Source organism: Saccharothrix sp. CCNWYY140 (assembly GCF_037401995.1).
Taxonomy (GTDB): Bacteria; Actinomycetota; Actinomycetes; order Mycobacteriales; family Pseudonocardiaceae; genus Actinosynnema.
The window spans coordinates 55,709-74,440 of sequence record NZ_JBBEGC010000018.1 but is presented as its reverse complement, the minus strand read 5'-3'; the positions used below and the strand labels follow the sequence as shown (position 1 = coordinate 74,440).

Annotated in this window: 20 protein-coding genes and 1 pseudogene; 13 read left to right on the top strand and 8 right to left on the bottom strand. The window is 72.4% G+C overall.

The window, feature by feature from the left end:
• Nucleotides 1-78: 78 nt before the first annotated feature.
• On the top strand, nucleotides 79-918 hold the full coding sequence (locus WBN91_RS12215) for a hypothetical protein (protein ID WP_337723987.1): 840 nt from the start codon (nucleotides 79-81) through the stop codon (nucleotides 916-918).
• Nucleotides 919-936: 18 nt separating this feature from the next.
• On the top strand, nucleotides 937-1,401 hold the full coding sequence (locus WBN91_RS12210) for a hypothetical protein (protein ID WP_337723988.1): 465 nt from the start codon (nucleotides 937-939) through the stop codon (nucleotides 1,399-1,401).
• Nucleotides 1,402-1,442: 41 nt separating this feature from the next.
• Here the strand turns inward: WBN91_RS12210 and WBN91_RS12205 are convergent, their stop codons facing one another.
• A complete protein-coding gene (locus WBN91_RS12205) occupies nucleotides 1,443-2,099 on the bottom strand; it encodes a helix-turn-helix transcriptional regulator (RefSeq protein ID WP_337723989.1) in 657 nt (218 codons plus the stop codon).
• An 83-nt stretch (nucleotides 2,100-2,182) separates the two neighbouring features.
• Between WBN91_RS12205 and folE the strand changes: the two genes are divergently transcribed.
• From folE to WBN91_RS12190, 3 genes are read left to right on the top strand one after another with little or no spacing between them, the layout of a single operon-like run.
• Nucleotides 2,183-2,770, top strand: coding sequence for a GTP cyclohydrolase I FolE (gene folE, locus WBN91_RS12200; protein WP_337724052.1), 588 nt, complete (start codon nucleotides 2,183-2,185; stop codon nucleotides 2,768-2,770).
• Between the two features lie 38 nt (nucleotides 2,771-2,808).
• Nucleotides 2,809-3,393 (top strand): TetR/AcrR family transcriptional regulator, encoded by a 585-nt coding sequence (locus WBN91_RS12195; RefSeq protein ID WP_337723990.1) that lies wholly within the window; start codon nucleotides 2,809-2,811, stop codon nucleotides 3,391-3,393.
• A gap of 18 nt (nucleotides 3,394-3,411) precedes the next feature.
• Nucleotides 3,412-4,290 carry an alpha/beta fold hydrolase gene (locus tag WBN91_RS12190; RefSeq protein WP_337723991.1) on the top strand — a complete coding sequence of 293 codons (879 nt, stop codon included), beginning with the start codon at nucleotides 3,412-3,414 and terminating at the stop codon, nucleotides 4,288-4,290.
• A 33-nt stretch (nucleotides 4,291-4,323) separates the two neighbouring features.
• Here WBN91_RS12190 and WBN91_RS12185 read toward each other — a convergent pair whose 3' ends face one another.
• Entirely contained in the window at nucleotides 4,324-4,473 is a 150-nt protein-coding gene (locus tag WBN91_RS12185) for a hypothetical protein (RefSeq protein ID WP_337723992.1), read from the bottom strand.
• A 230-nt stretch (nucleotides 4,474-4,703) separates the two neighbouring features.
• On the opposite strand from WBN91_RS12185, the gene WBN91_RS12180 reads away from it, so the two are divergent.
• A complete protein-coding gene (locus WBN91_RS12180; protein ID WP_337723993.1) occupies nucleotides 4,704-5,573 on the top strand; it encodes an AraC family transcriptional regulator in 870 nt (289 codons plus the stop codon).
• A 156-nt stretch (nucleotides 5,574-5,729) separates the two neighbouring features.
• On the opposite strand, the gene WBN91_RS12175 is transcribed toward WBN91_RS12180, so the two are convergent.
• A complete protein-coding gene (locus WBN91_RS12175) occupies nucleotides 5,730-6,242 on the bottom strand; it encodes a flavodoxin family protein (RefSeq protein WP_337723995.1) in 513 nt (170 codons plus the stop codon).
• Between the two features lie 171 nt (nucleotides 6,243-6,413).
• On the opposite strand from WBN91_RS12175, the gene WBN91_RS12170 reads away from it, so the two are divergent.
• Entirely contained in the window at nucleotides 6,414-7,451 is a 1,038-nt protein-coding gene (locus WBN91_RS12170; RefSeq protein ID WP_337723996.1) for a zinc-dependent alcohol dehydrogenase family protein, read from the top strand.
• A gap of 74 nt (nucleotides 7,452-7,525) precedes the next feature.
• Here WBN91_RS12170 and WBN91_RS12165 read toward each other — a convergent pair whose 3' ends face one another.
• The 4 genes and pseudogenes from WBN91_RS12165 to WBN91_RS12155 all read right to left on the bottom strand — a co-directional run bounded on the left by WBN91_RS12165 (nucleotide 7,526) and on the right by WBN91_RS12155 (nucleotide 10,043).
• A complete protein-coding gene (locus tag WBN91_RS12165) occupies nucleotides 7,526-7,948 on the bottom strand; it encodes a universal stress protein (protein WP_443217708.1) in 423 nt (140 codons plus the stop codon).
• A gap of 55 nt (nucleotides 7,949-8,003) precedes the next feature.
• Nucleotides 8,004-8,108 (bottom strand): annotated as a pseudogene (locus tag WBN91_RS39160) (CBS domain-containing protein); the annotation flags it as partial.
• Between the two features lie 19 nt (nucleotides 8,109-8,127).
• On the bottom strand, nucleotides 8,128-9,465 hold the full coding sequence (locus tag WBN91_RS12160) for a DUF4389 domain-containing protein (protein ID WP_337723998.1): 1,338 nt from the start codon (nucleotides 9,463-9,465) through the stop codon (nucleotides 8,128-8,130).
• Nucleotides 9,462-10,043 (bottom strand): Rv1733c family protein, encoded by a 582-nt coding sequence (locus WBN91_RS12155; RefSeq protein ID WP_337723999.1) that lies wholly within the window; start codon nucleotides 10,041-10,043, stop codon nucleotides 9,462-9,464. Before WBN91_RS12155 ends, WBN91_RS12160 begins: the two co-directional genes overlap by 4 nt.
• A gap of 138 nt (nucleotides 10,044-10,181) precedes the next feature.
• On the opposite strand from WBN91_RS12155, the gene WBN91_RS12150 reads away from it, so the two are divergent.
• The 6 genes from WBN91_RS12150 to WBN91_RS12125 all read left to right on the top strand — a co-directional run bounded on the left by WBN91_RS12150 (nucleotide 10,182) and on the right by WBN91_RS12125 (nucleotide 16,339).
• Complete coding sequence (locus WBN91_RS12150) at nucleotides 10,182-10,469, top strand: HPF/RaiA family ribosome-associated protein (RefSeq protein WP_337724000.1); 288 nt, start codon at nucleotides 10,182-10,184, stop codon at nucleotides 10,467-10,469.
• Nucleotides 10,470-10,499: 30 nt separating this feature from the next.
• Nucleotides 10,500-10,733: an SHOCT domain-containing protein gene (locus WBN91_RS12145; RefSeq protein ID WP_337724001.1), complete on the top strand. Its 234-nt coding sequence runs from the start codon at nucleotides 10,500-10,502 to the stop codon at nucleotides 10,731-10,733.
• A gap of 4 nt (nucleotides 10,734-10,737) precedes the next feature.
• A complete protein-coding gene (locus tag WBN91_RS12140; RefSeq protein ID WP_337724002.1) occupies nucleotides 10,738-11,391 on the top strand; it encodes a universal stress protein in 654 nt (217 codons plus the stop codon).
• Nucleotides 11,392-11,697: 306 nt separating this feature from the next.
• Nucleotides 11,698-12,693 carry an Acg family FMN-binding oxidoreductase gene (locus WBN91_RS12135; protein ID WP_337724053.1) on the top strand — a complete coding sequence of 332 codons (996 nt, stop codon included), beginning with the start codon at nucleotides 11,698-11,700 and terminating at the stop codon, nucleotides 12,691-12,693.
• Nucleotides 12,690-13,577: a universal stress protein gene (locus tag WBN91_RS12130; RefSeq protein WP_337724003.1), complete on the top strand. Its 888-nt coding sequence runs from the start codon at nucleotides 12,690-12,692 to the stop codon at nucleotides 13,575-13,577. The genes WBN91_RS12135 and WBN91_RS12130 overlap by 4 nt, the downstream gene beginning before the upstream one ends.
• Nucleotides 13,578-13,639: 62 nt before the next feature.
• Entirely contained in the window at nucleotides 13,640-16,339 is a 2,700-nt protein-coding gene (locus WBN91_RS12125) for a cation-translocating P-type ATPase (RefSeq protein WP_337724054.1), read from the top strand.
• Here WBN91_RS12125 and WBN91_RS12120 read toward each other — a convergent pair.
• Nucleotides 16,241-18,676: an NACHT domain-containing protein gene (locus tag WBN91_RS12120; RefSeq protein ID WP_337724005.1), complete on the bottom strand. Its 2,436-nt coding sequence runs from the start codon at nucleotides 18,674-18,676 to the stop codon at nucleotides 16,241-16,243. The two genes, WBN91_RS12125 and WBN91_RS12120, sit on opposite strands and share 99 nt — an antisense overlap.
• Between the last annotated feature and the right edge of the window lie 56 nt (nucleotides 18,677-18,732).

Sequence of the window (18,732 nt, the reverse complement as noted above, 5' to 3'; positions counted from 1 at the left end):
CGCGAAGCCGACCGCTAGCGAGGTGGACGCCCCATGCTGCACGCCCAGCCCGTTGCGCGCCCTGTCCGGTCGGGGCGGTTGATCCTCGGTAGCGCCGTCGCCGGGGTGTTGTTGGCCGTGCTGTGGTCCTACGAGTTCGTGGACCACGTCATCGGCGCGAACGTCGCCAACGCCCTGCTCGGCGAGGAAGCCGCGACCACGTCGCTGGCGACCACCGCGGCCGGGTTGGTGTTCGCGTTCGTCTCCGGGGTCGCCGGGACGTTCACCGCGTGCAACATCGCGATGGCCGCGTCGGTCGGGCCCATGAGCCAAGCCGGTGGCACGTCCCTGTTGCGGCCCTTCGGTTTCTTCACCGCGGGCATGGTCGGGGTGTCGGCGGTGTACGGCGCGGTCGGGGTGTTGATCGGCCCCGGGCTGCCCCAGCTGTCGGCCGCGACCGTCGGGACCATGCCGGTGCGGCTGGTGCAGTCGGCGGTGGTGTTCGGGGTGGTCGGGCTCGCGCTGACCTACATCGGGTTGGCGGCGCTCGGCGTGGTGCGCGACGTGTTCCGCGGGCGGCCCGTGGCGCGGGTCGTGGTGCTGGGGGCGTTGGTGGGCGCGTTCCTCATCGGACGGCCCTACCCGATGTTCATCAAGCTGTTCCGGTCGGCGGTCGAGTCCGGGAACCCGCTCTACGGCGCGGGGACGTTCGTGTTGCAGTCGCTGGGCAACATCGTGCTCGTCGCCATCCTGTTCGCCGTCCTGTGGCTGGTCACCAAGGGGCGGTTCGTCGCGTCGGTGGCCCGCCACCCCCGTCGCACGACCGCGATCAGCGCTTCCCTGCTGATCGCCCTCGGCGTGTTCCTGCTCGTGTACTGGGACGTCCGCGTGCCGGCGATCTTCGGCATCGGCTGGTTCCCGACCATGCCCTACAACTGATCACAAGAAGGAGCTGACGTGACCGCGACAATCGCTGCCCCCACGACCACGAGGTCGGACTCGCCCGTGCGGATCGGGGTGTTCGCCGGACTCGCCGGCGGCGTCGTGTTCGGCCTGCTGATGGCCGGCGTGGGCATGCTGCCGATGGTCGGCATGCTCATCGGCGTCGACAACGCCTTCGTCGGTTTCCTGGTGCACCTGGTGATCTCGGCGATCGCCGGCGGCCTGTTCGGAATGCTGAGCCGCAAGGTGGCCGACAAGATGGTCCCCATCTACGCCATGAGCGCCCTGTACGGGGTGGTGTGGTGGCTGCTGGGCGCGCTGATCATCATGCCGCTGTGGCTCAGCGTCACCGCGGACTCGGCGATGAGCGACATGGTGTTCGTGGTCGGGAACGCCCAGTGGGTGAGCCTGTTCGGACACGTGTTCTTCGGCTGGGTGACCGGGGCGACGCTGCTCGCCCTGCGCGGTCACGCCCGTTGACGCTCGACCGACGCCCGGCCCCTTGTCGAGGGGGCCGGGCGTCAGTGTTCCAGGCGGACGCAGCAGTGGCCCGGTGAGGGCGCCAGGCGGGCGGTGAGGCCGGTTGGCGCCAGGCCGTCCAGCAGGCCTTCCATCAGGTGCAGGTTCGCCCCGCACACAAGCTGGGTGTGTCGTTGGGCCAAGGCGTGGAAGGGGCAGTTGCCCAGCACGACCGCGTCGTCCTCCGCGCGCGGCTCGAAGCCCAACTCCTCCAGGGCGGCCACGGTGTCGCCCTGCGCCGACCGGCCGAGGTCGCGGCCGAGGTCGCGGGCGCGGCGGTGCAGGACGGCGCGGGCCGGTTCGCCCGTGGTGTCCGACTCGTGGACGGCGTCGGCGAGCAGGGTGCCGATCAGTTCGTAGCGGTTCTCCGGCAGGGAGACGGCGATCGGGTGCGCGGACCGGCGGTAGAGCTTGGCCGGGCGGCCCGCGCCGGGGCCGGTGCGTCCGGTGCGGCGCTCGTGGACGGCCTCCAGCAGGCCTTCGGCGACCAGGCGGTCCAGGTGGAAGGCGACGGTCGTGCGCGGGACGCCGACGGCGGTCGCGGCCTCGTCCTTGCCCACCGGGGCGGGTTGCCGGGCGACGTAGTCGTACAGCCGGCGCCGGGTCGGCTCGTCGAGCGCGGCGACGGCCGCCACCGGGTCGTGCGGGGTCTCGGCCATTCTAAAACCAACTTCTGTTGACTAAATCGGCTGCGACCTTCTAACGTTAGCGCACGTTGTCGTTAGAAGGAGGCATGATCGGCATGGCGCAACCCCGGTTGCAGGTCCTCCACGGCCGCGACGGCGTGGACCTGGAGGCCGCGCGGCGGGCCGTCGCGGACCTGCTGCTCGCCCTGGGCAAGGACCCCGAGTCCGAGCACCTGGCCGACACCCCGCGCCGGGTGGCGCACGCCTACGCCGAACTGCTGACCCCGCGCGAGTTCAACCTGACGACCTTCCCCAACGACGAGGGCTACGACGAACTCGTCCTGGCCCGCGACATCCCGGTGCAGTCGCTGTGCGAGCACCACATGCTGCCGTTCCAGGGCGTGGCGCACGTCGGCTACCTGCCCGGCGAGCGCATCCTGGGCTTGTCCAAGCTGGCCCGCGTGGTCGAGCTGTTCGCCCGCGACCTCCAGGTGCAGGAACGCCTGACCAAGCAGGTCGCCGACTGGCTCCAGGAGCATCTGGCCCCGCGCGGTGTCGGCGTGGTTATCGAGGCGGAGCACCTGTGCATGTCGTTGCGCGGTGTCCGGGCGGTCGGCTCCAGCACCGTCACCTCGGCCCTGCACGGCGTCCTGCGCGACGACGCCCGTTCCCGCCAGGAGTTCTTCGCCCTGACCGAGCGGTAGTGCTTGCCGAAAACGAACGTTCGTGCTGAAATCGTGGCGTGAGCAAGGGTGAGGCGACCAGGCAGGCCGTGCTGGAGCGCGCCGCCGCCACCGCCAGCCGGATCGGGCTGTCCGGGTTGACCATCGGGTCGCTGGCGGACGACACCGGCATGTCCAAGAGCGGCTTGTTCGCCCACTTCCGGTCCAAGGAACTGTTGCAGGCGCAGGTGCTCGCCCACGCCCGACAGCTGTTCGTCGACCAGGTCGTCCGCCCGGCACTGGCCGCCCCGCGCGGTGAGGCGCGGGTGCGCGCCCTGTTCGAGCACTGGCTAGCCACCACGAAGGACCGCAGCTCAGCGTGCCTTTTCGTGTCGGCCTCCGCCGAGTACGACGACCAGCCCGGCCCGATCCGCGACCAACTGGTGCAGGACCACCTGGACTTCGCCGACTCGGTGGCCCAGATGTTCCGCACCGGCATCAGCGAGGGCGACTTCCACCGGGACGCCGACCCGGACCAGTTCGCCCACGACCTCCACGGCGTGATGCTGGCGTTCTTCCACGCCCGCCGCCTACTGGACGACCCGGCCGCCGAAGCCCGGACCAGGCACGCCTTCGACAACCTGCTCGCCGCCGCGCGAGCGTAACCACCAGGGGGAAGAGGAATGGCCCGTTCACGCGCCAAGAAAAGCACGATCGTTCGTGCTAAGTTCATCAGGACCGGCTTCGGTGTCCTGGAGCGCGTCGCACCTACCCTGGGAGGCCGCCTGGCCCTCCGAATCTGGTGCACCCCTAGACACGCACGACCATCCTCCGCGCCGGTAGGCGGCACCCGACACCAGGTGGCTGTGCACGGAAGCACAGTCGTCGCCGAGACTTGGGGTTCCGGCCCTGTCGTATACCTGGTGCACGGCTGGGGCGGCCACCGCAACCAACTAAACCGTTTCGTCGCACCCCTAGTCGCCGCCGGCTACCAGGTAGTCACCTTCGACGCCCTGAGCCACGGCGAATCCGGCCCCGGCAAGCTGGGCCGCCGACAGGCAACCCTCCCCGAGTTCTCCGACGCCCTGACAGCGGTCGTCACCAATTTCGGCCCGGCCCACGGCATCATCGCCCACTCAATGGGCGCCACCGCAACCGCACTAGCCGTACTGGACGGCCTACCCGCCACCAGGCTCGCGTTCATAGCCCCGATGGCCGACCCTCTGGCCCAAACCCACCTCTTCGCCAGCTTCCTGGGTTTCGGCACCCGAGTACACCGCGCCTTCATCACCCGCCTGGAACAGATAGCCGGCCGCCCCATGTCCACCTTCAACATCCCGTCCCGCGCAACAACGCAGCCCCTCCCACCCCTGGTTGTCATCCACGACAAGGGCGACCGCGAGGTAGACCACACCAACGGCGAAACCCTGGCGTCCGCTTGGCCAGACGCCAAACTCATCACCACCACCGGCCTAGGCCACCACCGCATCCTCAGCGACACCAACGTGCTCCACGAGGCAGTCACCTTCGTCACCGCCTCCACCCCAGCCGTCCCACGCTAAAAACCCGCACCCAGAAATAACATTGCCCCTCCCTCACCACCCGCCGACCGGGACGTTGTGCTCGCGACGGGTCGCCTGCTGCTCAGGCCTTGGCGGGTGGTCGAGGCGGTGGTCCAGCGCGAGCTGTGGACCGAACGCGATCCACGAGTGCCGCCGCACCGCCGTATCGACGCGGATGGGCATCCGACGCTCGAGGAACCCGAGGATGCGATCCGCGCCGGCCGGCGTCGACCGTGGAGGACGAGTACACGAACTGACCGCACGACGAAGCAACCGCACATCGGCAGAAGCGGTCGCTCGTGCTCGATCAGCGGCGTGCGAGCGCGTCGGGTCCGGAAATGATCGGATCGGTTCGCTGCGATCGGGCGGGGGCTGGGTGCCTTCGGTCAAGGTTGAGCAGGAAGGAGGGACTCATGATCTCGGCACTCAACCGGCTCGTCGATCACGTCGAGGAGCACTTGAGCGAAGAGCTCGACGTGGACGGATTGGCCAGGGCGCTCGGCACGACCGGGTACCACCTGCGTCGGATGTTCTCGTCGTTGGCGGGCATGCCGCTGTCGGAGTACGTGCGGCGGCGACGGATGACCGTGGCCGCTGCCGACGTCATTCGGGGTGAGGACGACCTGCTTGGCATCGCCGTTCGGCACGGGTACGGCTCGACCGAGGCGTTCGGGCGCGCGTTCCGGGCGGTTCACGGTGTCGGGCCCGGTGACGTCCGCCGGGATGGAGGCCCCCTTCGCACACAACCACAGCTCAGGTTCCGCCTGACCGTCGAAGGGACGATCCGCATGGACACCCGAATCACCGACCGCCCCGCGTTCCGGCTCGTCGGACACGCCACCCGCGTCCCGCTCATCCACCACGGCGTCAACCCGCACATCCAGGAGCACATCGCCGCACTGCCGCCGGAGGAACACCTGCGGCTCAAGGCCCTCGGCGACACCGAACCGGCGGGCCTCCTCCAGGTCAGCGACGACGTAGACCCCGAAGCCACCGAGGGCAGCGAACTGACCTACCTGCACGGCGTCGCCGTCACCCAGGACACCTCGGTCCCCAACGACCTCGACGGCATCGAGGTGCCGGCCGGCAGGTGGGCGGTCTTCCGCACCACCGGCCCCTACCCGCACACCCTCCAGACCACCTGGGCCGCGACCGCGACCGAGTGGTTCCCCTCCAACCCGTGGCGCCTGCGGCCAGGCCCGTCCATCGTGACGATCCTCGACCGCACGGACGACTTCAGCACCGCGACCTGCGAGCTGTGGCTGCCCGTCGAGCCGGCGTGACGGCATCGGGAACGGGCGTTCACGCCCGTTCCCGATCAGCGGGAACGGAGCACAGGCGGCGTCGCGGCCGTCGGGTGGACAGGGGCCAAGATCCCGGGTCGGGGTACCGCATCGACGTCGTGGGCGAAATGCCTTGCCCAGCCGGGAAACCCGGGCTTACCGCCTGCTCCCTATGGTGATGCCGCGCGCCCACTCGACCGCCTGGTCCCGCTGCCGGTCGCGCAGCGGGCCGGTGGTGCCGGTGACCCAGAACGTCTTCGGTGGCGTGACGAGCGGGAAACCCAGCTTGCGCAGGCGCTTGGCGATCACCTTGGCGGCCGAGCCGGGCAGGATGCCGACCTTCACACGGGTGTCGAACGTGACTGCGACCGTGCGGTTCACGTTGTGCGCCAACACATCCAGCCATTCACGGACACCACGTCCCGGCGACACCAGCGGGCTCGTCGTCTGCTCGGCGGCGGACGTGCGCGTGCTGGGCCGGCTCAGGCTGAAGGCGTGCGTGGGCGCGCCGACGACCAGCAGTTCGACGTCGTCGGGCAGTGTGTCGGGTGCTTGCGACACCTCGACCACCTCCACGTCGCCGAACCCGGTCAACCCCTGTGCGACCGCTTCAGCGACCGTCCGCGTGTTGCCGAACATCGACTCGTAGACGACCAGCGCTCGTGCCATCGGACACCCCTTTCCTCCACTTCCAGGCTTCTCGGTCGTGATCGGCACGAGCAGTGGCGAAGGCCCGGCCCGGGCAGGGACCTTCGTGCCGCACCTCGGGGTCGTCGGTCTCTCCTCCCCGCGATCACCGCCGGTCAGTGTGGGTGTGGAATCACTTCGAGGAGGTACGCGATGAAGGCGATGGTGTTCCACGGTCCTGGTCAGCGCGCGTGGGAGGACGTGCCGGACGCGGTGCTGGTCGAGCCCACGGACGCGGTCGTGCGGGTCACGGCCGCCACCATCTGCGGCACGGACCTGCACATCCTCAAGGGCGACGTGCCCGAGGTCGTGCCGGGCCGGGTGCTCGGGCACGAGGCGGTCGGGGTCGTGGAGCAGGTCGGCGCGGCGGTCACCGGGATCAAGCCGGGTGACCGGGTGCTGGTGTCGTGCATCAGCGGCTGCGGGCGGTGCTCGTACTGCCGCACCGGGTCCTACGGGCAGTGCCGGGGAGGCGGTGGCTGGGTGCTGGGGCACCTGGTGGACGGGACGCACGCCGAGTACGTGCGGGTGCCGTTCGCCGACCTGTCCACGCACCTGCTGCCCGACGGCGTGGCCGACGCGGACGCGGTGATGCTGTCCGACATCCTGCCCACGGCCTACGAGGTGGGCGTGCGCAACGGCCGGGTCGAGCCTGGTCAGACCGTCGTGGTGGTCGGCGCGGGTCCGATCGGGCTGGCGGCGATCGAGACCGCGAAGCTCTACAGCCCCGGCCGGATCGTCGCCGTGGACCTGGCCGCGTCGCGGCTGGAGGCGGCCAAGCAGTTCGGCGCGGACGTCGTGGTCGACGCCGGTGACCGCCCGGAGGACGTGGTCGCGGAGCTGACCGGCGGGCTGGGCGCGGACGTGGCGATCGAGGCCGTCGGCGTCCCGGAGACGTTCGAGCTGTGCGCGCGGCTGGTGCGGCCCGGTGGCCGGGTCGCGAACGTGGGTGTGCACGGCCGGCCCGCCACGCTGCACCTGGAAGACCTGTGGATCCGCAACGTCACCATCACCACCGGCCTGGTCGACACCGTCTCGACCCCAGACCTGCTGCGGATGCTGACCACCGGCCGCCTGGACGCGAGCCGCTTCGCCACCCACCACTTCGACCTGTCCGACATGGACACCGCGTACGACGTGTTCTCCCGCGCGGGCGAAACCGGCGCGCTGAAGGTGGTGCTGACGCGGTGACCGCAGTGGAGGAGCGCGTCGAGGCGTGGACCGGCTTCCGCGGCACGCTCTGACCACCGGGTCGAGTGCGCGGGTCAGGTGTTCTGGGGCTGGGTGGGTACGACCATCACCGGGCAAGGGGCGTGGTGGAGGAGGGCGTGGGACGTGGAGCCCAGAAGCAGGCCGGTCAGGGAGTTGTGGCCTCGGCTGCCCACGACGACCAGTGCCGCGTCCTCCGCCCGGTCGAGCAGTGCCGCCGATGCCGAGCCCCGGGCGACCACCAACTCCACCGGCACGTCCCGGTAGCGGGTGCGCCACGGGGACAACTGCCGGGCCAGCCGGCCGCCGTGCAGGGCGTGGTACTCGGCCAGGTCGACGCCGGCGGCCAGCGCGACCACGTCCCCGACGACCGGGTGCCACGTGTGCACCGCGACCACCCCGACACCGCGTGCCGACGCCTCCTCGAACGCCCGTGCCAGCACCGGCACGCTGTGCGGACCGCCGTGCACGCCGACCACCACCGGGCCGGGGGCGCGCGGGCTTCTCGCCGCGGACCACGACCACCGGGCGGCCGTCGTCGTCCACCACGGGCACCGCGCTGAACGCGCCGGCGGCCAACCGCTCGACGACCTCCTTGAACGGCGTGTCGGGGCGCACGGTCACGACTTCCCGGGTCATCACCGTCTGGATCTCGGGCTCACGCATCGGTTCGTTCTCCTCTGGTCCGGTCGAAGCGGAAGGCGGCGGCGAAGAGCAGGGCACCGCCCAACAGCAGCAGCACCACGCCCGCGGCGACCAGCAGCCAGGCCACCGGTCCGAGGGCGGGCAGGGACGCCGACGCGGTCACGGACGTGTCCACGACCCGCGTCCCGTCGGCGTTCATCACCACGGCGGTCCACCGGCCGGGCCGAACCTCCCAGGTCAGGGACCCGGTCCCGGAAGCGGTCCAGAACCGCTGCGCGCTGGGCACGGTGGCCGGCGCGCCGCCGGTGACGTGGTCGTACTCGGTCCGCTCGCCGACGCTCGACACCCGGTCGCGGTCCACTGTGGACAGATAGCGGTCGACGTCGTCGGACGGGCCGATCCCGACGAAGGTGCCCGGTCCGGCGCGCAACCCCACCTCGCCCAGCCAGTCCTCGCCGAGGAACCAGCCGGTGCCGGTGCGGTGCAGGTCGACCGCGCCCATCTCCAGGGCGTACCCGTTGGTCTGCAACGGTTGCGGCGGCGTGCTCAGCATCCCGTCGGCACCGCGCTGGGTCTGGTGCGCCCACAGGCCGATCGCGCCCGTGGCCGAGAACCCCGCCCCGGCCACCAGCAGCAGCACACCGAGCACCGCCGCGACGATCCGGCCAGCCGACCCGCCGCCGGGTGACGCGGGAGGCGATGGCTCGAACGCCGTGCCGGGCTCGTCGCCGCCGGTGTCCAGGCGGAAGGGCGGGTAGGCGTCGGTCATCAGGCCCGCGTAGGCCGCCACGCGCAGCGCCCACCGGTCCATGCCCAGCACGAAGTCGAACACCCCGCGCGGGTAGCGGCCGGTGAACAGCAGCGCCACCCCGGCGATCAGCACGAACAGCCCCACCAGCCCGAACGCCCACTCGCCGCTGCGGGTGGCCAGGTAACCGCCGCCGAGGAACACGCCCACGATCAACAGGTGCGGCACCACGAGCAGCCACTTCACCAGCACCAGGCCGCGCGAGAGGCGCTGCGGGTAGGCGATGTCGAGCGTGGCCGGGTAGTCCGGCTCCTCGCCCAGGCTGAACGGCGGGTACCGGTCGGTGCCCAGGGCGCCGAACGTGTAGTAGCCCACCCGCCAGGTCCAGCGCAGCACGCCGAGGTTGAACCCGAACAGCGAGCGCGGGTAGCGGCCGGTGACCAGGATCGCCACGAACGCGACCACGCTCAGCACCGTGAACGCCATCCAGAGCACGGACAGCACGAGGTAGTGCGGGATGGCCAGGAACCACTTCACCAGCCACAGCCACCGGTTCAACCCCGGGTCCAGCCGGGCGTGCACCCTCACGGGATACGTCGTCATGACACGCTCCTCCACAGCGGTTCCACCACTGCCCACTCCCGCGCCCAACTCCGGGCGTTGATCCCGTTGCGCGCCAAGCGCAACCCGACGCACACCGCGCCCACCACGGCGGCGAACAGCACCCACACCACGGTGGCGACGGCGATCGCGCCGGCCACCGCGCCTTCCGCGGACAGCGGCGGGTCGGCCGGGTCCCCGGCCGTGTCCACCCAGATCGGCACCGTCGCGCCGGCGGGCAGGCCGGGCACGGTCTCGACCGTCCCGCTGCGCACCGAGCCGTCGGCGGCGGTCCAGCGGGCGGGCGCCGACGACATCGCGATGACACCCTCGCCCGCTGGCAGGACCGGTGGCGCGTCCGCGGTCAGCACCGCCGGCACCTCGTGCCGGGTCGCCTGCTGCTCGCGGACCTGGGCCGCGCGCGCCGCGTGGGCCTCAGAACCGAACGCGGCGGCGACCGGCAGACCCAGCAGCGCCACCACCACGGCCGCGACCACCGCGGCCCCTTCGACCCGGTCGCCGCGCCGGGCGACCGGGTTGCGGCCGGGGAACACCCTCCGCGCCGCCGTCCTGAGGTCCACCACCGACCACCTCCTGTCGGCTCCCACGCTCGTCCCCGCGCGCCGCCGGCCACAGAGTCCTTGGTCGTCCCGGTGGTCCCTGTTCACCAGGGACCTTGGCCACTGACACCCGGCCCGCCGCCGGACGAGCATCGGGGCATGCACGAGATCGCGAACATCCACACCGAACTGGCCGAGGGCATCCCCGCCGAGGCGGGCGACTACGCCCGCACCAAGGTCGAGGCGCTGGCCAGGTACTCCCCCGCCGACGTCCCCGTCGCCACCGCGCGCCTGGACTTCGACGGACCGCGCCGGGTCACCGCGCACGGCCGCCTGGACGTCAACGGCGTCCCGGTCAACGCCAAGGCCACCGGCGACACCTACACCGAGGCCGTGGACCTGTTGCAGGACAAGCTGAAGCACCAACTGCTCGCGATGAGCGACTGAGCGGGCGGCGTCGAGGGAAGGAGCGGTGCCGTGATGCACTGGTACAGCGGTTTCGGCCCCGGCTGGGCCGGGATGCTGCTCATGACGTTGATCACCCTGGCGGTCGTCGCCGCCGTGGTCCTGCTGGCGATCGCCGCGCTGCGGCCCAGGAGCCGACCCCACGACGACGCGACGCACGTGCCCGACCTGCGGCTGGCCCGCGGCGAGATCGACGAGGACGAGCACAGCCGGCTGCGCCGCGCGCTGACCACGGACCCGAGGTGACGAGATGACCAAGCCGGTCGTGGTAGCCGCCGACCACGCGACCTCCACAGCCCTGACCTGGGCCGCCGAGCACGCCAAGGTGCTCGGCGCACCGCTGGAGCTGTGCCCCGCGGAACCCGCCGACCTGCTCGTCGCCGCCGCACGCGCCGAGACCGTGGTGATCGGGCACCACGGCCCGTTCGCGCTGCCCCGGCACCTCATGGCGGTGGTGGAGAACGCGACCTGCGACGTCGTCGTGGTCCGGGGAGGCCCCTCCGGTGGTCACCACCGAGTCACCGCCTTGATCACCGGCTCGGTCCACGACCCCGCCGTCCTCGCCCGCGCGACGGAACTGGCCCGTCAGCGGGGGTCCGTGCTGCGCGTACTGCACGCCGTGCCACCGCTGCCGGTCCGCGCCGACGACCCCCACCAGCCAATCACCAATGCGGACAAGGTGCTGCGGGGCATCCGACACGCCTCGGTGGTCGCGCGCATGCACCCGCACGAGGCCGTCACGCGCTACGCCGACACGGACCTGTTCGTCGTCGGCGACCCCGGCCCCACCACCCGCGCAGCCCTGCACCACGCACCATGCCCGGTCTTCGTGGTCCACCGCGCACCCGTCGAGACACTCCACTTGCCAACCCAACGCGACCGCAGCCTTACGGCATCACACTGAGCTCGGCCTCGACCGGCCAGGTCCGTTCGTCCAGGAACCGCCCACTCCAGCCGGGACGGGGAGGTCACCGCCACCTGGTTCGGCAACGCAACGCGAGCGGGCCTTCGGCCGGTCCGCCGGCCGGGTCAGCTCGGCGATCCCCGCGAGCTGCGTGCGGGAGCCCGTCGCGGTCACCAAAGCAACCGCTTCCCCCTTCCACCACATGCGTCCGGCGGTCCCGGTCGGCTGAGGACCTACGACCCTGCTGGTGGAGTACCTCGCTCGGCCACCGTCGAGGGCATGGACACAAGTTCGGAGGTGAGCCCCGTGGACCTCGGTCGGCCCGATGACGAGACCATCCGGACCGCCCTGGCGCTGGCGTGCCGTGCACCCTCGGTGCACAACACCCAGCCGTGGCGGTGGCGGATCGGCGACCGGAGCGTGCACCTGTACGCCGACGACAGCCGCAGACTGCCCACCACCGACCCCGACGGCCGCGACCTGCTGCTCAGCTGCGGCGCGGCCCTGCACCACCTGCGAGTCGCGCTGGCCGCACTCGGGTGGCGGGCGGTCGTGCACCGGCTGCCCAACCCCGCCGCCCCCGACCACCTCGCGGCCGTGGAATTCACCCGCCGCGAGCCGACCTCCGACGAAGTCGCCCTGGCCGGCGCCATCCCGCGCCGCCGCACCGATCGCCGCCGGTTCTCCTCGTGGGGCGTGCCGAGTTCGGTGCTGCTCCTGCTGGAGGACCGGGCCTCGGCCGAGGGAGCGGTCGCCCGCGAGGCCGCCGGTTCGCGTGCGCGGTTCGAGCTGGCCACCGCGATCGGCACTGCGGCTGCGGTGCAGGACGCCGAACCCGGCTACCGGTTCGAGACCCGAGCCTGGAGCGGCACCCACGCCGACCGCGACGGCGTGCCCGCGGCCAACGCGCCCTTTGGACTGCCCCAGCACGGTGACGTGCAGCTGCGTGAGTTCCCCGGCGGCGAACAGCTCGACGAGCGCGCCGGCGAGTGGGAGGACGACGGCGCGGCCCTGCTCGTGCTCGGCACCGCCTCCGACGACCGGTCGTCGGTGCTGCGCGCCGGCGAGGCGATGAGCGCGATCCTGCTGGAAGCGACCGTGGCGGGCCTGTCCACGACTCCGATCAGCCAGCCGCTGGAGGTCGCCGAGACCCGGGAACGCGTCCGGTCCGGGGTGCTGGACGGGGTGCTGTACCCGCAGATCGTGTTGCGCCTGGGCTGGGCGCCGTTCGACATCGACCCGGTTCCGCTGACGCCCCGGCGTTCGCTGCGCGAGGTCATCGACGGGTGGGAGGGCGCGTGAACGGGCCGGTGGTCGTAGGTGTCGACGGCTCCTCGTCGGCCAAGGCGGCGGTGCGGTGGGCGGCGGCGGAAGCGGACCGGCAGGGTGTGCCGCTGTCGGTCGTGCACGCCTGCTTGCTGGTGCCCGCACGGGTGCCGGACCCGATCGCGGTGCCCCGCGAGTACCACGAGGCCGTGTTGGAACAGGGTCGCGAGTGGCTCGCGGAAGCCGAGGAAGAGGCACGGCGGGTCGCTCCCGACTTGGCCGTCACGACCGAGCTGGCCTCAGGCGACGCGGCGGAGGTGCTGATCGGCCGCTCCGCGTCGGCGCGGCTGGTGGTGCTGGGATCGCGCGGGTTGGGCGGGTTCACCGGGCTGTTCGTGGGTTCCATCGCGGTCGCGCTGGCCACGCACGGGCACAGCCCGGTCGTGGTGGTGCGCGGCACCGAAGGGACAACGGTGGGCGGGACGTCGACCGTGGGGCCGGTGGTGGTGGGCGCGGACGGTTCGCCGGCCAGTTCCGCCGCGCTGGCGTTCGCGTTCGAGCACGCCGCGTCGACCGGGGCGGAGCTGGTGGCGTTGCGGACGTGGTCCGACGTCGCCGTCGAGACGGGCTGGCTGCACGGGCTGTCCGTGGACTGGGACCCGATCGACGCCGCCGAGCGGAAGCTGCTGGAACAGCAGGTCGCGCCGCACCGAGCCGCCCACCCCGACGTCGAGGTGCGGCTGGTGGTGGCGCGGGACCGACCGGCCCACCGGCTGGTGGCGCAGTCGCAGGACGCGTCGCTGGTCGTCGTGGGTTCCCGGGGCCGCGGTGGCTTCCGCGCCCTGCTGCTGGGGTCCACCAGCCAAGCCCTGATCCACCACGCGGCCTGCCCGGTCGCGGTGGTCCCGCACCAGGGCTAACGCAACGGCGGCAGACCCGCCTGGAATGGGGATGACATCGTGGAGGAGTTCGCCGGCACGTCCTGGCGGTCGACGTCGACGAGGTGGCGTCCGCGCTGGGCACCGACCTCGGCCGGGGCCTGGCCCCGGACGACGTCGACCGCAGGCTGGCCCGGGTGGGACCCAACCGGCTGGCCGAGCCCCCGGGACGACCGTGGTGGCGGCTGCTGGCCGCCCAGGTGGCCAACCCGTTGAACCTGGTGCTGGTCGTCGCGGCGGCCCTCGCCGGGGCCGTGGAGCGGTCCTACAAGGAGGCCGTGGTCATCGGTGTGGTGCTGGGCCTCAACGGCGTGCTCGGGTTCGTGCAGGAACGCCGGGCCGACCAGGCGGTGGCGGCGCTGCGCGCGATGCTCAGCCCCGCCGCCAAGGTCCGCCGCGCCGGGCTGGTGGTCGAGGTGCCGGCCGAGGAGCTCGTCCCCGGGGACGTCGTGCTGGTCGAGGCGGGCGACCGGGTGCCCGCCGACGGGCGCCTGACGACCTCGGTGAACCTGGAGGTCGACGAGTCCGGGTTGACCGGCGAATCGGTGCCGGTGGCCAAGTCGGTCGAGCCCGTGGCCGATGTCGGCCTGTCCGACCGCACGTGCATGCTGCACATGTCCACCACCGTGACCCGCGGGCACGCCGAACTGCTGGTCACCGGCACGGGCATGGCCACCGAGATCGGCCACGTCGCCACCCTGCTGGAACGCACCGACACCACCCGCACCCCGTTGCAGCGGCAGCTGGACCGGTTGGGCGTCCGCCTGGCCTACCTCGCCGGCGCCGCGGTCGTGCTCGTGGCGATGACCCAGCTCGCCACGGGCGGCGGCATCGGCGAGGTGATCACCCTGGCGGTCGCGCTCGGCGTCGCCGCGATCCCCGAGGGGCTGCCCGCGGTCGTCACCGTCACCCTGGCGCTCGGGATGCGCCGGATGGCCCGTCAACGCGCGATCGTCAAACGCCTGACCGCCGTGGAGACGCTGGGCGCGACCACGGTCATCTGCACCGACAAGACCGGCACCCTGACCCTCAACCAGATGACCGCCCGCACCCTGTGGCACGCCGGACGCCGGTACGCCGTCACCGGCGAGGGTTACGGCCACGACGGGACCATCACCGCCGGAGACGGCCGACCCCCGGGCGACCTACGGGACGTGCTGGCGCCCGCGATCCTCTGCAACGACGCCATCGTGCGCGACGGGGTCCTGGTCGGCGACCCCACCGAAGGCGCCCTGCTGGCGCTGGCGGGCAAGGCGGGGCTGGACGTCCAGGCGCTGCGGGCCGCGTCCCCGCGCGTCGCCGAGATCCCGTTCGACTCGGCGTTGAAGTACATGGCGACCTTCCACCGCGACGGGACGGGCACCCGGGTTTGCGTCAAGGGGGCCGCCGACGTGCTGCTGCGCCTGGCCACCCACGTGCGGCTGGGTGAGCAGGACGTGCCGCTGGACCAGCGGCGGCGCACCGCCGTCGAGGACGAGCTGCACCGCATGGCCCGACGCGGCCAACGAGTGCTCGGGGTCGCAGTCGGGCACTCCCCCGACGCCGAACCCGTCCTGCCGACCGAGTTGGTCCTGGTGGGGCTCGTCGGGCTGCTGGACCCGCCGCGACCGGAGGCGCGGGCGGCGATCGCCGAGTGCCGGACCGCCGGCATCGACGTCAAGATGATCACCGGCGACCACCTCGCCACCGCCTCCTCCATCGCCGACACCCTCGGCATCCACGGCGACGGCGTGTCCGGGGCGGACCTCGACCGGCTCGACGACCACGGGTTGGACCGAGCCGTCGAACGGACCGGCGTGTTCGCCCGCGTCGCACCCGAGCACAAGATCCGCGTCGTGACCGCGTTGCGGCGCCGGGGCGAGGTCGTCGCCATGACCGGCGACGGCGTCAACGACGCACCCGCGCTCAAGGGCGCCGACATCGGCGTGGCGATGGGCGTGACCGGCACCGACGTGGCCAAGGAAGCCGCCGCGATGGTGCTCACCGACGACAACTTCGCCACCATCGTCGGCGCGGTGCGCCAGGGCCGGGCGATCTACGACAACATCGTGAAGTTCGTCCGCTTCCAGGTCGGCACCAACGTGGCCGCGATCCTGACGATGGTCGCCGGCTCGGTGTTCTTCCTGGGCGACGCCGTGGTGCTCACGCCGTTGATGCTGCTGTGGATCAACGTCATCGCCGACGGCCCGCCGGCGTTGGCGCTGGGCCTGGAACCGGCACGCCCGTCGGTCATGCGCGAACCCCCACGCCCGCCCGGCGCGCACATCCTCACCGGCGCGCGCATGGCCCGCATCGCGGGTATCGCCACGGTGATGGTCGTCGGCACCCTGCTGCTGTTCCGCCACGGCCTCGACCGCGGCACCGCCACCGCGCAAGCCCTGGCTTTCACGACGTTCGTGCTGTTCCAGGTGGCCAACATCTTCAACGTCCGCGACGAACACGGCTCCGCCTTCGGCCCACTCCTGCTGCACAACCGACGCCTGTGGGCGGCGCTGGCGGCGGTACTGGCCCTCCAGGTGTGCGCGGTCCACGTCCCACTCGCACAATCCCTCTTCGGCACCACCGCACTCACCCCCACCGACTGGGCGCTCGCGGCGGCTACCGCCTCACTCGCCCTGTGGGTCGAGGAACTCCGCAAACTCCTGCTACGCACCCGGTCTGCGGATCGCGTGGCCGAGCGCGGCGCGTATCGGGTTGTCCAGCACGAGGATCGGCGCGCAGATGCCCGGGGGCTCCGTGGCTAGGAAGCTCCTCCGCACCATCACGTCGACCCAATCCTTCGGCCGGAACGGTCGGCTGCCGAAGAACACGCCGGAGACGAACCCGATCGTCAGGTCCGCCGGCAGCCCGTTCCACAGGCGCAGCCTGGACTGCGGCACGTCGAGCCCGCCGAACGCAGCCCGGACCGCCCCCACGACGAAGGAAAGGGTGACCGGTGTCCCCGCTCGATAGCGGGCCTGCGCCTCGACGACCGCCGCCGGCGGGGCGTGCCGCAACGCGAGCGCGAGCAGGGGTAGCGACAGCCGGTGGTCGACCCGCACGTGGAACGTGGGGAGGTCGGCGTCCGCGGTCCGGTCGACGAGCCACGCCACCCGGCCCATCACCCACGCGGTCGCCGTGCCCTCCCGGTGGAACGGTTGCCACACCCAGGGCAGGGCCGCGACGTGGGCCACCGGGACGACACCGCCCAGCGCCACCTCGACATCCTCGTCGGTCACCAGTTCGGCCAGGCACCAGGCCGCGTGCCACGCCGTCTTCCGCTCGTCCCAGATCAGGCCGGCCAGAGCGGTGGCGGCGGCCGGGGTGGCGATGTCGCGCAGGGCGGCGACGGCCCGGGTCGACCCCGCCCCGGCGGCGCGGGTCAGGACCGGCACGGCCGCGTCGCCCATGCCGACCAGGTGGTGGAAGGCCCCGACCTCGAACAGCACGTCCGCTGCGTCCGGTCGCCTGGTGGCCGCCAGCGCCGCGCAGGCGGCCTCGTGGGCCCAGAAGTCGCCCCGCCGCGCGGCATCCACCAGGAAGCGGAACTCGCCGCGCCCGCGTGCGCTGGGGACGGCGGCGACGGTCGCGAACGCCCGCACCACGGCGTGACCGGTCCCGGGGCGGCTGCCTTCGGACAGCATGGCGCGCGCGGTCGAGGTGACGGACCGGTCGAGGGACGCGGCGACGACCCGTGCGTGCGCCAGGCACTCGAACGCCAGGAGGGGGTCTCCCTCGGCCACAGCCGCGACGAGCGGTGTCACGTCGACCGTGGTCAGGCCGCACCACAGCAGCAGGGTCTCGCGCCACTCGGCCGGTGCGCGGCGGAACCTGCGCAGCACCGCGCCGGCGTCGGCGAGCAGCGCCTCGGCGGCCAGGTACTCCTGGAGGGTCAGGTGCGCGAACTGGTACCGCTCGCCACCGTCGACCCGCAGCAGCAGGCCGCTGCGTTCCACGATCTCCTCGAGCACCTCGTGCGCATGCGAGGCGTCCACGGACAGCCGGGGCAACAGGGCGCCGACTTCCGCCACGGCCACCGCGTACGGGATGGTCAGCCGGTCGGCGCTGCCGGCGTCGTGCGCGATCAGGGCCAGGTGCTTGAGCACCTCGCTCTTGACCGGACCGGGGAACCGGGTGGTCGTGCGCTTGAGCCGGCCGAGCAGGGCGCGCGTCGCCTCCCGGTAGAACGTCGCCCGCGAGGCGGGCAGGACGTCGTGCTCGCTCGCGTGGGTGCCGTACAGGTAGGCGATCATGGTCAACAGCAGCGGCGACCCCGCCAAGCGCATCATCCCCGGGTTGGCGCGCAAGGCGTCCAGCAGGTCCTCCGCCCGGTCGCCCAGCCCCGGCCACCGGCGCAGGAACCGCCCGATCAGGCGCTCGTCCCACTCCAGCACGCGGACCTCCACCCCGATCTCCGGCAGCAGGTCGCCGTCGTAGACCGCCGTCCGGCAGGTCACCACGACCGGGGCCTGGTGGTGCCTGCGCGCGAAATCGCGCAGCATCCCCGACACCCGGTGCCGGTCCGCGGCGTTGACCTCGTCCAAGCCGTCGAAGAGCACCGTCAGGGTCCCGTCGCGCAGCTTCCGCTCGACGAACCGCCCGGCCCGCGGGAAGCCGTCGCGGTCGAACTGCTCGACGATCAACCGTTCCAACGACTCGGTGGTGCCGTTGCAGCGGCGCAGGTCCAGGACGACGGGCACCTGCCTTCGTCCACCGGAGTCCGCCCACCCGAGCACGGTGTGCCGCAGCAGCACCGACTTGCCCGCTCCGGGATCGCCGAGGACCACCACCTGCCGAGCCCGGCGGATCCGGTCCTGGACGTCGCCGTCGGCACCGCCTCCCGGCGCGACGGCCTTGAGCGGCAGGTAGACCTGGCTGACGTGCAGGTCCACGTCCGGGCCGAACACGACCGGCAGCTTCCCGGCCGCGGCGGCCACCCGCCGCCGGTACCGCCGCAGCAGCCAGGCGCAGACCAGCCGCCCGTGCCCCCGACTGCCGGACGGCGCCGAGCCGCGATGGACGCGGAGGTCCCGCCCGGCCTGGTACACCTGCCCGGAACCGGAGGCGACGCCGACCTGGTCCACCCGCACGGCACCGACCAACGCAGTCCTCCACCACGATCTCCGTCGCCGCGCCCACCGGCCACGGCACATCCCCG